Raw genomic sequence first — 13,224 nt, 5'->3', positions numbered from 1 at the left:
CGGGCGCGTAGGCTCGAGAGCTATGGCTGCCGGCGCGACGATGTACACGTTCGATGTGACGCTGTCGGATGTGGACCGCGGGGTGTACGAGCAGTTCACGCTCCGGGCGGCGCGCCATCCCTCCGAGACGGATGCGTTCATGCTCACCCGGGTGCTCGCATTCTGTCTGGAGTACGAAGAAGGGATCGCCTTCAGCGAGGGGATCTCGCAGGCGGAGGAGCCCGCGGTGCTCGTGCGGGATGCGACGGGTGCGATCACCGCGTGGATCGAGGTCGGGGCGCCGGATGCGGCGCGTCTGCACTTCGGCAGCAAGCTCGCCGACCGTGTGGTCGTCTACACCCATCGCGACCCGGCGAAGGTCGCCGCCTCGTGGGACGGCAAGAAGATCCACCGGGGCGATGCGATCCGCCTCGTCAGCTTCACGCCCGGGTTCATCGACCAGGCGCGTCCCTCCCTCGAGCGGCGCAACACCGTGACGGTCTCCGTCGTGGAGTCCCGGCTCTACCTCGAGCTGAACGGCACGTCTGTCGACGCCGAGCTGCTCGTGCAGCCCGCGCAGTAGAGCCGCTCAGCGCGCCGCGAGCACGCGGGCGAGGCGATCGGCGAGGCCCGGTGCCGAGTCGGGCGGCAGCGCCGCCACCGGCCACCACGCCACCGCATCCGATTCGTCGCTGACCACGAGCGGCGCGTTCAGGTCGGAGACGCGGCCCACGACGCCGATGTCGAGGTGCGACGCGCATCGGCCGAACCCGCCGCCGAGCGCGTGATGATCGAGATCCGCCACCGCGACGCCGCCGAGCTGCGCGGGAGAGACCCCGGTCTCCTCCCGCAGCTCGCGCAGCGCGGCGCCCTCCACGGAGGTGTCGCCCGCCTCGAGGTGCCCGCCGGGCTGCACCCAGAACCGGCCCTTGCCGTGGAAGCACAGCAGCACGTGCGCCGCGTCCTCGTCGAACACGAAGGCGCTGGCGGTGACGTGCGTCGGCGGGCCCGAGCGCTCGAGCGCCGCCTGGCCGTGATCGCGAAGCGCCTCCACGAAGTCCGTGCGTGTCGTCTCCTCCGCACCGTCGCGGGTGCGCCATTCGACGACGGCGGTGGTCACGGATGCCAGGAGCGGGCTCATCCCTCGACGGTAGGCGATGCGCGTACTCCTCGGTGCCGCCCGGGTCAAGCTTCGGTCGCGGTGCGCGGTGCGGGAGTAGGAAGGTCGGCGGCAGGGGCAGCGGAGCCTCCTGCAGAAGGAGTGAGTCATGTCGCTGCAACCCGCCGAGATCAGATCCCTCGTTCCCGCCCGCATGGATCGCCTGCCGTGGTCGAGATTCCACTGGATGATCGTCGTGGGTCTCGGCTTCTCCTGGATCCTCGACGGACTCGAAGTGCAGATCGTCGCGGCGACCGGTTATGCGGCGACCCTCGGCATGGGCTCGTTCGAAGTGGGGCTGGCCGCCACCTTCTACCTGCTGGGGCAGGTCACCGGCGCGCTCGTCTTCGGACGCTTGACCGACAAGCTCGGGCGCAAGAACCTCTTTCTCATCTCCCTCGCGATCTACCTCGTCGGAAGCGCTGTCGCCGGTCTCGCCTTCGCGCCCTGGTTCTTCTACATCTGGCGCTTCGTCGCAGGTGCCGGCATCGGCGGAGAGTACGCGGCGATCAACTCGGCCATCGACGAGATCATCCCCGCGAAGTACCGCGGACGCGTCGACATCGCCATCAACGGCACCTACTGGGGTGGCGCGGCCCTCGGTGCCGTGGCCAGCTCCTTCTTCCTGAACCAGGACATCTTCGCGGAGGACCTCGGCTGGCGGCTGAGCTTCTTCGTGGGTCCCGTGCTCGGGATCCTCATCATCTGGCTGCGCCGCCACATCCCGGAGAGCCCTCGCTGGCAGATGACGCACGGGCGCGAGGAGGAGGCCGAACGCGGCGTCGACGAGATCGAGGAGCGCATCCGCAAGGAGGGGAAACAGATCCCGCCCGTCGATGAGAGCAAGGCGATCGTCGTGAAGGAGTACGGACGCGTGCCGTTCCTCGTGATCGCCAAGGTGCTCTTCCGTCAATACCCACGGCGCACCCTGGTCGGGGTGACGATGATGGTGACGCAGTCGTTCCTGTACAACGCGATCTTCTTCACCTACGCGCTCGTGCTCGAGAACTTCTACGACGTGCCGCCCGCATCCGCGTCGCAGTACTTCATCGTCTTCGCGCTGGGCAACCTCGCCGGAGCGCTCGTGCTGGGGCACTTCTTCGATACGTGGGGGCGGCGACGGATGCTGTTCGGCACGTACGTGCTGGCCGGTCTCATCCTGTTGGCCAGCGCATTCCTGTTCCACGTCGGCGCCCTGGACGCGGTGACGCACACCGTCTTCTGGTGCGCGTCGTTCTTCTTCGCCTCGGCCGGCGCGTCGGCGGCCTATCTGACGGTGAGCGAGATCTTCCCGCTGGAGCTGCGAAGCCAGGTGATCTCGTACGTGTTCTCGATCGGGCAGCTCGTCGGAGCCGGTGCGCCCGCCCTCTACGGGGCCCTGATCGGGGACGGCTCGGATCGCGGCCCGCTCTTCTGGGGGTACGTTCTCGGCTCGGCCGTGATGATGCTCGGCGGCGTGGTGTGCGGCATCTTCGGCGTCAGTGCCGCAGGCAAGTCGCTCGAGGACATCGCCGATCCGCTCTCATTGGTCGACGCGAAGGGCGGGGAGCGGCCGTGACGTGGGGGGAGTCAGCCGTCCTGGCGGCGCAACGCACGCAGCCGCGGGAAGCTGTCGCGCCAGGACGCGCGCGCAGCGGGGATGTCACCCACGAGCACGACGGCAGCGGGGGAGCGCGTGTCTCCCAGCGCGTAACCTTCGGGGAGATCGTCCACGAGCTGCCCGGCTCGGGGTCCGCCGTCCAGCATGTACATCCCGGCAGGATAGCGCGCGGCGATATCGGGGCGCCGAGGGGTTGCGCAAAACCGCGTCGTCGTTCTCGGTCCCCGGGTTGTGGTCGTCTCGCCGGTCGGCGAGGATGGTCGCTAGACAGACTAGTAGTTAACTCGTGAGCGGAGCGACATGGCTGGCAGCACGGTAGAGGAACGCAAGATCGATCCGGCGGTCTCGGCCATCGAACGCCTGAGGCTCGCCGAAGCGAGTCTCAGCCGCCGCCGTCAGACCGCGTGCGGCCCGAGCGAGAACGCGCGCGCCGCGATGCGTCTCATCCTCGAGCGTGCGGATGTGGGAGAGGACCTCACCCCCGGCGACATCGCTGAGCACCTGGGTGTCTCGCCCGCAGCGGTCAGCGGCATCCTCGACAAACTCCACGCCGGGGGGCTCGTCACCTTCCGCACCAATCCCGACGACCGTCGCAGCAAGCTCGTCGTGCCGTTCGATCGCGACACCGACATCGACGACCTCGACCCGGTGGGTGCCCGCATCCGTCAGGCGGTCGGGGAGCTCGACCCGGAGGTGTCGGCCGCGGTGGTGCAGCTGATGGAGAAGATCACGCAGGCTGTCGATGCGGAGTGTCGCTGACTGCCGGCTCGGGCGACAGCGTCAAGCCGTGCGGGCCGTTGGCCTCGGCCATCATGGCGTCCAGCCACTCCCGGTTGAGCGCGGGATTGCGGCTGCCGTAGAAGGCGAACACCAGGGAGATGCCCGGGTGCACCCAGAGACTGCGGGTGCCGATGCCGCTCGTGTCGGCGAGGTGCAGGAGGAACGGTTCTCCGCGGCGCAGCTTGTTCATGAAGACGAGGCGCAGATGTGCGAGGGCTCGGTCATCGATATCGAAAGACTGGCTCCCGCCGTCGTAAAGCAATTGGCCCATTGCCCTAAAGTAACCCCGGGAGAGCGCTTAACTAATTCCGTTTAACTAGCTTAACTACTGTGGGTCCCGCGCCGGAACCGGCGCGGCAGCACGATCCAGAGCCCCACGACGAGGACGGCGCCCACGATCAGTGCCACTGCTCCTGCCGTCCGGCCGATCGCGACATCGACGATGAGGGCCGTGACGCCGACGCTGAGCAGGGCGATGACGGCGAGATCGATCGCGACGATGCGCGCAGCGACCCTCACCAGGGCCGGCTTCATCCGGCGGGCGAACACCGTCCGGTGCAGCGTGACAGGAGCGAGTGCGAGAAGGGTCGAGAGGCCCGCGAGCACGACGAGCGCGATGTAGAGAGCGACCTGGAGTGCGTCGAGCTCGGTGAAGCGGGGCTGGAAGGCGACGGCGAGCAGGAACCCGGTCAGGATCTGCGTGCCGGTCTGCATGACGCGCAGCTCCTGCACGAGCTCGTCCCAGTTACGATCCGCCCGTTCGTTCGCGCTCTCGTCACGGCCGTCTCCGGGCACGGCATCCCGCTCGTCCTCCGACATGTCGCCTCCTCCCTGCCCCCGTGACTAGCAGATCGTTCCCCTCCCTGCCAGGGGCGGTCGGATGTCGGAGGGTCGACGCAGAATCTCCGATGTGGGAGCTCACACGATGATCCAGCAGGTGCCCGGCGCGGCTCCGCGGGCGCTGTGGGTGCAGGTCGAAGACGGTCTCCACGTCGCCAGCACCGCGGTCGCCTTCGTCGGCACCGTGACCGAGAATGCGACCGGCTTCGAAGCCGTCGACGGTCTCGGCACCTGTCGAGGTGTCTTCGCGAGCCTCGACGACGCCAAGGCGGTGCTGGAGGCGGCCGCCTACGCCGACGCGATCATCTGAGGCGTCAGGCGAGCGTCACGGCGGTGCCGTACGCACAGACCTCGACGCCGCCCGTGTCTCCGTAGTCGTTCGTCTCGAACCGGAACGCCACCACGGCATTCGCGCCCTTCTGCTGCGCCTCCGCCGCGAGGCGCGACAACGCCTCGGTACGGGTCTGTTGCAACAGCTCGGTGATGCCCTTGAGCTCGCCGCCGGCGAGGGCCTTGAACGAGGCGCCGATGTTCGAGCCGATGTGGCGTGAGCGCACGGTGAGGCCGAAGACCTCGCCGTGCACCTCGGTGATCGTGCGACCGGGGACGTCGTTCGTCGTGACGATGATCATGCGCCACACCCTAGGGCACCCCGTCCCGCCCCGACAGGGGTGCCACCAGGCGCGCGCCGTGATGAGGAGGGTGTGAGGATCCGAACGCCGACCGTTCGGATTCCGTAAGGACGGCGGGAAACGCCCCGGCGGAGGCGTTCGATCGACGAGTGCCCCGAGCGGGGCGCCCGCGCCGACCGCGCGGCGTGTTCTCTGGAGAGTCCCCGTGCTCGATCTCGTCTACGTTCTCGCGACGCTTGCGCTGTTCGCGCTCGTCGCCCTCGTGCTGAAGGGGGTCGACGCCCTGCAGGCGGGCGACCGCGCGTCCACCCGGCCGGCCGGCGCCACCCGGAGCGAGCGGTCATGATCGTCATCTCCCTTGTTGCCGCAGCCCTCGCCGTCGCCGCCGTCGTCTACCTCGTGATCGCGCTCGTGCGCCCGGAGAAGTTCTGATGGATGCGGAATCGATCACCTTCGGCATCCTCCAGATCGCGACCCTGCTGCTGGCGCTGGGGCTCGCCTACCGGCCGCTCGGCGACCTGATCGCCTTCGTCTTCACCTCGCCCCGGCACGCCCGCATCGAACGCGGTGTCTATCGCGTGATCGGCGTCGACGCCGAGGCGGAGCAGAGCTGGCAGGCGTACGCACGCGGCGTCCTCATCTTCTCCGCGGCCGGCGTGCTGCTGGTCTACCTCCTGCAGCGCACGCAGCAGTTCCTGCCCTACGCACTGGGGCTTCCCGCGGTGCCGGAGGGGCTCGCCTTCAACACGGCCGTGTCCTTCGTCACCAACACGAACTGGCAGTCGTACTCACCCGAGGCCACCCTCGGCTACACCGTGCAGCTCGCGGGGCTGGCCGTGCAGAACTTCCTCTCGGCGGCCGTCGGGCTCGCCGTCGCCGTGGCCCTCGTGCGCGGCTTCGCGCGGCGCGGATCCGGCACGATCGGCAACTTCTGGGTCGACCTGGTCCGCGGTGTCGGTCGCATCCTGCTGCCCCTCGCGATTGTCGCGGCGATCGTGCTCATCATCGGCGGCGTCGTGCAGAACGTCGCGGGCTTCACTCCCGTCGACACCATCGGCGGTGCGGTGCAGAACCTGCCCGGCGGTCCTGTGGCCTCGCAGGAGGCCATCAAGGAGCTCGGCACGAACGGCGGCGGCTTCTTCAACGTCAACTCCGCGCATCCGTTCGAGAACCCGACGCCCTGGACGAACCTCTTCGAGATCTTCCTGATGCTCGTGATCCCCGTGTCGCTTCCCCGCGCCTTCGGTCGGATGGTGGGCGACAACCGCCAGGGCTACGCGATCCTCGCGGTGATGGGGACCCTGTTCGCCGCTTCGATCTCGCTGCTCACCTGGTTCGAGGTGCAGGGCTTCGGCACCGCGCCGCAGCTGGCCGGCGGCGCGATGGAAGGCAAGGAGACCCGGTTCGGCATCTGGGCATCCACCCTCTTCGCAGGCTCGACGACCCTCACGTCTACGGGAGCGGTCAACTCGATGCACGACTCCTACACGGCGGGCGGCGGTGCCGTCGCCATGATCAACATGATGCTCGGGGAAGTCGCGCCGGGCGGCGTCGGATCGGGCCTGTACGGGATGCTGATCCTCGCCGTCATCGCCGTGTTCATCGGTGGACTGCTCGTGGGCCGGACCCCCGAGTACCTGGGCAAGAAGATCGGTCCCAGCGAGATCAAGCTCGCGAGCCTGTACATCCTCGTGACCCCGGTGCTCGTTCTGTCGGGCACCGCGCTCAGCTTCGCGCTGCCCGGCGTGCGCGACGACATCGAGTCGACATCGATCTGGAACCCGGGGCTGCACGGCCTCAGCGAGGTGCTCTACGCCTTCACCTCGGCGGCCAACAACAACGGCTCCGCGTTCGCGGGCCTCACCGCGAACACGCCCTGGCTGAACACCGCGCTCGGCGTTGCGATGCTGCTGGGACGCTTCATCCCCATCGTGCTGGTGCTGGCTCTCGCGGGCTCACTGGCGGCGCAGGAACGCATCCCCGGTACGACCGGCACCCTTCCGACCCACCGGCCGCAGTTCGTCGGCCTCCTCGTGGTCGTGAGCGTGCTCATCACCGCACTCACCTATTTCCCCGTTCTCACGCTGGGTCCCCTGGCGGAAGGGCTTCTGTGACCATGTCCCGACTTCCCGCATCCCCCGATCTCACCCGTCCGACCGAACCCGCGACCCCCGGGGGTGCGCAGGGCTCCCGTCGCGCGTTCGGCACGGCGCAGATCGCCGCGGCGCTGCCCGGCGCGCTCGCCAAGCTCAACCCCGCAGCGCTCTGGCGCAACCCCGTCATGTTCCTCGTGTGGGTCGGCGCGGCCCTCACGACCGTCATCGCGATCGCGGAGCCCTTCCTCGGCGGCCCGGAGAGCACCGGCGGCTCGGCCGTGCCGTCGGGGTTCACCTGGGGCATCGCCCTCTGGCTGTGGCTGACGGTGATTTTCGCGAACCTGGCCGAAGCCGTCGCAGAGGGACGCGGCAAGGCGCAGGCGCAGGCGCTGCGCTCGACGCGTACGAGCACGATGGCCCGCCGGCTCCTCGCCTACGACCCCGACCGCGACCGCGCGGCCGAGAAGACGGCGACGACCGAGGTGGCCTCGAGCGAGCTGACCCTCGGCGACGTCGTCGTGGTGTCTGCGGGCGAGCTCATCCCCGGCGACGGCGACATCGTGTGGGGCATCGCGACCGTCGACGAGTCCGCCATCACGGGCGAATCGGCGCCCGTCGTGCGCGAATCCGGCGGCGACCGCAGCGCCGTCACCGGCGGCACTCGGGTGCTCAGCGACCGCATCGTCGTGCGCATCACCTCCCGCCCCGGCGAGACCTTCGTCGACCGCATGATCGCGCTCGTCGAGGGCGCCTCGCGCCAGAAGACGCCCAACGAGATAGCCCTCAACATCCTGCTGGCGAGCCTGTCGATCGTGTTCGTGGTCGTCGTGCTGACGCTGAACCCGATCGCGTCCTACGCGGCAGCCCCCGTCTCGGTGCCGGTTCTCGTGGCGCTGCTGATCTGTCTGATCCCCACCACGATCGGAGCCCTCCTCTCCGCGATCGGCATCGCCGGCATGGACCGTCTCGTGCAGCGCAACGTTCTCGCGATGTCGGGCCGTGCCGTCGAGGCGGCGGGCGACGTCACGACGCTGCTGCTGGACAAGACCGGCACGATCACCTACGGCAACCGCCGCGCCACCGCGTTCGTCGCGCTGCCGCAGATCGATGCGCAGGAGTTGGCCCGGACGGCCGCGCTCTCCTCGCTCGCCGACCCGACGCCCGAAGGCACATCCGTCGTCGACCTCGCCCGCACGCAGGGCATCGACGCCGCCGAACCCGAAGGGGCGGTCGTCGTCCCCTTCACCGCGCAGACCCGGATGAGCGGGCTCGACCTTCCCGACGGCACCCGCATCCGCAAGGGCGCCGGTTCCGCGATCATCGCGTGGGCCGAGTCGGAGGGGAGCGCCATCGCCACGGCGACCAGAGCGCAGCTGACCAGCGAGGTCGAGACGATCTCCTCCGCCGGCGGCACTCCGCTCGTCGTCGCCGTGGCGGATGCGGCGGGCACCCGCATCCTGGGTGTCATCCACCTCAAGGACATCGTCAAGGAGGGGCTGCGCGAACGGTTCGACGAGCTGCGGGCCATGGGCATCCGCACCGTGATGATCACGGGCGACAACCCGCTCACCGCCCGGGCGATCGCCGCCGAAGCCGGCGTCGACGACTACCTCGCCGAGGCGACGCCCGAGGACAAGCTGGCGCTCATCCGCAAGGAGCAGGCCGGCGGGAACCTCGTCGCCATGACCGGTGACGGCACGAACGACGCGCCCGCTCTCGCGCAGGCGGATGTGGGCGTCGCGATGAACACCGGCACGTCGGCGGCGAAGGAGGCCGGCAACATGGTCGACCTCGACAGCGACCCCACCAAGCTGATCGACATCGTCCGCATCGGCAAGCAGCTGCTCATCACCCGCGGTGCCCTCACGACGTTCTCGCTCGCGAACGACGTCGCCAAGTACTTCGCGATCATCCCGGCGATGTTCATGGGGGTCTTCCCCGGCCTCGCCGCGCTGAACGTGATGCAGCTGAGCTCGCCCGCATCCGCCGTCACGAGCGCGATCATCTTCAACGCGATCGTGATCGTCTTCCTCATCCCGCTCGCCCTGCGCGGGGTGACCTATCGGCCCGCATCCGCATCGCAGGTGCTGACCCGCAACCTCCTCATCTACGGACTGGGCGGCGTGATCGCCCCGTTCCTCGGCATCAAGCTCATCGACCTCGTCGTGAGCCTCATCCCGGGCTTCTGAGCCCCCTCTGGAGACGACACCATGTCCCTTCGTTCCGCCCTCCGCCAGTCCGGCGTCGCCGTGCGCACCCTGCTCGCGGCGACCCTCGTCCTCGGTGTCGGCTACACCGCGCTCATCACGGGCATCGGCCAGCTCGCTCTGCCCGCGCAAGCGAACGGCTCGCTCGTGACGGATGCCGCGGGCACGGTCGTCGGCAGCGCCCTGATCGGCCAGTCGTTCACGGATGCCGACGGTGCCGCTCTGCCGCAGTACTTCCAGTCACGCCCGTCCGCCGCGGGCGACGGCTACGACGCGAGTGCCTCCTCCGGGTCCAACCTGGGTCCCGAGAACCCCGACCTGATCGCCTCGATCGCCGAGCGCCGGCAGGCGGTCGCCGAGCTCGAGGGTGTCGACCCGGAATCCGTGCCGGTCGATGCGCTCACCGCATCCGGGTCCGGACTCGACCCGCACATCAGCCCCGCCTACGCCGCGCTACAGGTGGCCCGCGTCGCCCGCGTGCGCGGCCTCGACGAGGGCGAGGTGCGCCGGCTCGTGGCCGCGCACACCACCGGTTCCGACCTCGGGTACCTGGGCGAGCCGCGGGTCAATGTGCTCGAGCTGAACCTCGCCCTCGACGCGCTGAAGCCGTGACCCGGCCGTGCGCCGTCCTGCTCCCCTGTCACAGATCGACGCTCGCGGCTCGATCTGTGACAGGGGAAGCGGCTGTTCGCCGAGCGCGGGGGAGATCAGCGGGCCGCGCAGGGAAGATTAGGGTGAGGGCATGAAGCGCGGGAAGCTGCGCGTGCTGCTGGGCGCGGCGCCGGGCGTCGGCAAGACGTTCCAGATGCTGCGCGAGGGGGCGAGACTCGCCCAGGAGGGCGGCGACGTCGTCATCGCCGTCGTCGAGACCCACGGTCGTGCGGCCACGGCGCAGCAGGCCGAGGCGCTCGTGCACATCCCACGCCGGCGGTGGGCGCATCGGGGCGTCCAACTCGACGAGATGGATGTGGATGCGGTCATCGCGCGGCATCCCGACGTCGCCCTCATCGACGAACTCGCCCACACGAACGCCCCGGGCTCGCGGAACGAGAAGCGCTGGCAGGACGTCGAGGAGGTGCTCGCCGCGGGCATCGACGTGATCACCACGGTCAACGTGCAGCACATCGCCTCGCTCGGCGACGTGGTGGAGCAGATCACCGGTGTCGCGCAGCGCGAAACCGTGCCCGACACGGTCGTGCGCGGCGCCGATCAGGTCGAGGTGGTCGACCTCGCCCCGCAGTCGCTGCGGGACCGTCTGTCGGCCGGGCTCGTCTACCCCGCCGAACGCGTGGATGCGGCGCTGTCCAACTACTTCCGCCTCGGCAACCTCACGGCGCTGCGCGAGCTCGCGCTGCTGTGGCTCGCCGACGAGGTCGACAGCGCCCTCAAGGACTACCGGAGCGCTCACGACATCCGCGGCACGTGGCAGACGCGCGAGCGAGTGGTCGTCGCGCTCACCGGGGGGCCGGAGGGGGAGACGCTGCTTCGCAGAGGCGCCCGGATCGCGGCGCGGTCGGCCGGCGGCGAACTGCTGGCGGTGCACGTGTCCAGCGCGGAGGGCCTGCGCCGCGCGACGCCGGGCGCGCTCGCACAGCAGCGCGCGCTGGTCGAATCCCTCGGCGGCACGTACCACCAGCTCGTCGGCGACGACGTCCCCCGCGCCCTCGTCGACTTCGCCCGCTCCGTCAACGCGAGCCAGCTCGTCATCGGCGTCAGCCGCCGCTCCCGGTGGGCCGCAGCGGTCACGGGCCCCGGCATCGGGGCCACCGTCATCCGGCTCTCGGGTGACATCGACGTGCACATCGTGAGTCACGCGGCCGCCGCCGGCGGGCGGATGCGGCTGCCCTCGGTGCAGCGCGGAGCGCTGAGCGCGAAGCGCCGCATCCTGGGCTTCGTGATCGCGCTGACCGCGGGTCCGCTGCTGTCGGCGGCGCTGTTCGCCTTCCGCAGCGACGAGTCCATCACCTCCGACGTGCTCGCCTTCCAGCTGCTCGTGGTGGTGGTCGCCCTCGTGGGCGGCATCTGGCCGGCGCTGTTCGCCGCGGTCCTGTCGGGGCTGACACTGGACTTCCTCTTCGTCGCGCCCACTTTCACCGTCTCGATCGCGCATCCGTTGCACGCGCTCGCCCTGGGTCTCTACGTCGTGATCGCGATCCTCGTCAGTTACATCGTCGACCAGGCGGCCCGACGCACGCGCCGTGCGGAACGAGCCGCGGCGGAGTCGGAGCTGCTGGCCACGGTGGCCGGATCCGTGCTGCGCGGTGAGAGCGCGGTGCCCGCCCTCATCACCCGCACACGCGAGGCGTTCGGCCTCGCAGGCGTCCGCCTGGTCGCCGCCGACGGCGAGGTCATCGCCACCGACGGAGAACCGGTGCGCGGCGGCGGTTTCACGACCCTCCCGGTCGGCGACGCGGTGCTCGAGCTGCACGGCCCCGACCCGGATGCGTCGGCTCGTCGCCTGCTCGAGGTGATCGTCGCGCAGCTCGCCGCAGCCCTCGAGCACACCGACCTGTCGGCGGCGGCGCGAGAGGTCGACGCGCTCGCCGCCACCGACCAGGTGCGCACGGCACTGCTCTCCGCGGTCAGCCATGACCTCCGCCGTCCGCTGGCGGCTGCGGTCGCGGCCGTCGGGGGCCTCCGCGCGGCGGGAGCGCACATGAGCCCCGCCGACCGGCGCGAGCTGCTCGACACCGCCGAGGAGAGCCTTGCGACCCTGTCGACGCTCGTGACCGATCTGCTCGACGTGAGCCGTGTGGAGGCCGGAGTGCTCGCCGTCGCGCTCGCTCCGGTGGATGCCGCGGGCTCGGTCCTCGCCGCGCTCGACGAGCTGGGGCTCGGTCCCGACCGGGTCGAGCTCGCGCTCGATCCGGCGCTGCCCGCGATCGCCGCCGACCCCGTGCTGCTGCAACGGGTCATCGTGAACGTGCTCGCGAACGCCGCGCGCCACTCGCCGCCCGGCGCCCGGGTGCGGGTGGCGACGAGCAGTCTCGGCGAGCGGGCCGAGCTGCGCATCGTCGACCGCGGCGCGGGGGTGCCGGCCGAGCGGCGGGATGACATGTTCGCGCCCTTCCAGCGGTTGGGCGACACCGACAACACGGTGGGGCTCGGCCTCGGGCTCGCACTCTCGCGCGGCTTCGCGGAGGGGATGGGTGGCACGCTGACCGCCGAGGACACCCCCGGCGGCGGTCTCACCATGGTGGTCTCGCTGCCGCTGTGGCCGGCGGATGCCGCATCCGAGGAGAGGAGGGACTCGTGAAGATCCTGGTCGCCGACGATGATCCGCAGCTCGTGCGGGCCCTGCGGATCACGCTCGCCGCGCACGGCTACGACGTGGTCGCGGCCGCCGACGGTGCGGCGGCGATCACGCTGGCCGCGCAGTCGCATCCCGACATCGTGCTGCTCGATCTCGGCATGCCGCATCTCGACGGCGTGCAGGTGATCGAGGCGTTGCGCGGCTGGACGCGGGCCCCCATCATCGTCGTGTCAGGACGCACCGGCTCCGCCGACAAGGTGGACGCTCTGGATGCGGGTGCCGACGACTATGTGACCAAGCCGTTCCAGATCGACGAGCTGCTGGCGCGGTTGCGCGCGCTCGGACGGCGGGCCGCCGCATCCGTCGACGATCCTGTCGTGCGCTTCGGGGACGTCGAGCTGGATCTGGCGACCAAGACGGTCACGCGCGCGGGGGTGCGTGTGCATCTGACGCCGACGGAGTGGCGGATGCTGGAGTTCCTCGCGCGCCATCCCGGTGCTCTCGTGACGCGCCAGAGCCTGCTGAAGGAGATCTGGGCGAGCGAGAACGTCAACGACTCGGGATATCTGCGCCTCTACATGTCGCAGCTGCGCAAGAAGCTGGAGGCGGACCCCGCCCGCCCGGTGCATCTGCTCACCGAGACCGGGATGGGATACCGCCTCCAGCTCTGAGGATCGT

At 70.0% G+C, this 13,224-nt stretch carries 16 protein-coding genes; 11 read left to right on the top strand and 5 right to left on the bottom strand.

What is annotated here, in order from left to right; translation table 11 throughout:
* Nucleotides 1-22 precede the first annotated feature (22 nt).
* Nucleotides 23-562 carry a YaeQ family protein gene (locus QE374_RS06600; protein WP_309733248.1) on the top strand — a complete coding sequence of 180 codons (540 nt, stop codon included), beginning with the start codon at nucleotides 23-25 and terminating at the stop codon, nucleotides 560-562.
* 6 nt (nucleotides 563-568) lie between these two features.
* Here the strand turns inward: QE374_RS06600 and QE374_RS06595 are convergent, their stop codons facing one another.
* Entirely contained in the window at nucleotides 569-1,120 is a 552-nt protein-coding gene (locus QE374_RS06595) for an NUDIX domain-containing protein (RefSeq protein ID WP_309733246.1), read from the bottom strand.
* Nucleotides 1,121-1,247: 127 nt separating this feature from the next.
* Here QE374_RS06595 and QE374_RS06590 point away from each other — a divergent pair, with 127 nt between their 5' ends.
* Nucleotides 1,248-2,696, top strand: coding sequence for an MFS transporter (locus tag QE374_RS06590; protein ID WP_309733244.1), 1,449 nt, complete (start codon nucleotides 1,248-1,250; stop codon nucleotides 2,694-2,696).
* An 11-nt stretch (nucleotides 2,697-2,707) separates the two neighbouring features.
* Here the strand turns inward: QE374_RS06590 and QE374_RS06585 are convergent, their stop codons facing one another.
* Nucleotides 2,708-2,890 (bottom strand): hypothetical protein, encoded by a 183-nt coding sequence (locus tag QE374_RS06585; protein ID WP_309733243.1) that lies wholly within the window; start codon nucleotides 2,888-2,890, stop codon nucleotides 2,708-2,710.
* Nucleotides 2,891-3,038: 148 nt separating this feature from the next.
* On the opposite strand from QE374_RS06585, the gene QE374_RS06580 reads away from it, so the two are divergent.
* Nucleotides 3,039-3,497: a MarR family transcriptional regulator gene (locus tag QE374_RS06580; protein WP_309733241.1), complete on the top strand. Its 459-nt coding sequence runs from the start codon at nucleotides 3,039-3,041 to the stop codon at nucleotides 3,495-3,497.
* Here QE374_RS06580 and QE374_RS06575 read toward each other — a convergent pair.
* Nucleotides 3,466-3,789 (bottom strand): ATP-dependent DNA ligase, encoded by a 324-nt coding sequence (locus tag QE374_RS06575; RefSeq protein WP_234073662.1) that lies wholly within the window; start codon nucleotides 3,787-3,789, stop codon nucleotides 3,466-3,468. The genes QE374_RS06580 and QE374_RS06575 overlap by 32 nt on opposite strands.
* Before the next feature lie 50 nt (nucleotides 3,790-3,839).
* Nucleotides 3,840-4,337 (bottom strand): DUF6328 family protein, encoded by a 498-nt coding sequence (locus QE374_RS06570; RefSeq protein ID WP_309733238.1) that lies wholly within the window; start codon nucleotides 4,335-4,337, stop codon nucleotides 3,840-3,842.
* Nucleotides 4,338-4,428: 91 nt separating this feature from the next.
* On the opposite strand from QE374_RS06570, the gene QE374_RS06565 reads away from it, so the two are divergent.
* Nucleotides 4,429-4,668, top strand: coding sequence for a hypothetical protein (locus QE374_RS06565; protein ID WP_309733236.1), 240 nt, complete (start codon nucleotides 4,429-4,431; stop codon nucleotides 4,666-4,668).
* A gap of 4 nt (nucleotides 4,669-4,672) precedes the next feature.
* Here the strand turns inward: QE374_RS06565 and QE374_RS06560 are convergent, their stop codons facing one another.
* The gene (locus QE374_RS06560; RefSeq protein WP_309733235.1) at nucleotides 4,673-4,990 is read right to left on the bottom strand and encodes a YbjQ family protein; all 318 of its coding nucleotides are present in this window, start codon (nucleotides 4,988-4,990) and stop codon (nucleotides 4,673-4,675) included.
* Between the two features lie 205 nt (nucleotides 4,991-5,195).
* On the opposite strand from QE374_RS06560, the gene QE374_RS06555 reads away from it, so the two are divergent.
* From QE374_RS06555 to QE374_RS06525, 7 genes are all read left to right on the top strand, one after another.
* Nucleotides 5,196-5,336 carry a hypothetical protein gene (locus QE374_RS06555; RefSeq protein WP_309733233.1) on the top strand — a complete coding sequence of 47 codons (141 nt, stop codon included), beginning with the start codon at nucleotides 5,196-5,198 and terminating at the stop codon, nucleotides 5,334-5,336.
* Nucleotides 5,333-5,422, top strand: a complete 90-nt coding sequence (locus tag QE374_RS06550) for a potassium-transporting ATPase subunit F (protein WP_137418923.1) — start codon at nucleotides 5,333-5,335, stop codon at nucleotides 5,420-5,422. Before QE374_RS06555 ends, QE374_RS06550 begins: the two co-directional genes overlap by 4 nt.
* On the top strand, nucleotides 5,422-7,104 hold the full coding sequence (gene kdpA / locus QE374_RS06545; RefSeq protein ID WP_309733231.1) for a potassium-transporting ATPase subunit KdpA: 1,683 nt from the start codon (nucleotides 5,422-5,424) through the stop codon (nucleotides 7,102-7,104). The genes QE374_RS06550 and kdpA overlap by 1 nt, the downstream gene beginning before the upstream one ends.
* Before the next feature lie 2 nt (nucleotides 7,105-7,106).
* Nucleotides 7,107-9,275, top strand: coding sequence for a potassium-transporting ATPase subunit KdpB (gene kdpB / locus QE374_RS06540; RefSeq protein WP_309736641.1), 2,169 nt, complete (start codon nucleotides 7,107-7,109; stop codon nucleotides 9,273-9,275).
* A gap of 21 nt (nucleotides 9,276-9,296) precedes the next feature.
* A complete protein-coding gene (gene kdpC, locus QE374_RS06535) occupies nucleotides 9,297-9,905 on the top strand; it encodes a potassium-transporting ATPase subunit KdpC (protein WP_309733229.1) in 609 nt (202 codons plus the stop codon).
* A 130-nt stretch (nucleotides 9,906-10,035) separates the two neighbouring features.
* The gene (locus QE374_RS06530) at nucleotides 10,036-12,549 is read left to right on the top strand and encodes an ATP-binding protein (protein ID WP_309733227.1); all 2,514 of its coding nucleotides are present in this window, start codon (nucleotides 10,036-10,038) and stop codon (nucleotides 12,547-12,549) included.
* On the top strand, nucleotides 12,546-13,217 hold the full coding sequence (locus QE374_RS06525) for a response regulator (protein ID WP_309733225.1): 672 nt from the start codon (nucleotides 12,546-12,548) through the stop codon (nucleotides 13,215-13,217). The genes QE374_RS06530 and QE374_RS06525 overlap by 4 nt, the downstream gene beginning before the upstream one ends.
* The last annotated feature ends 7 nt before the right edge of the window (nucleotides 13,218-13,224 follow it).

Origin of the sequence: Microbacterium sp. SORGH_AS_0428 (assembly GCF_031453615.1) — a bacterium.
GTDB lineage: Bacteria > Actinomycetota > Actinomycetes > Actinomycetales > Microbacteriaceae > Microbacterium.
Note: the sequence above shows the minus strand (reverse complement) of the source record. Positions and strands in the feature narration are given on the sequence as shown.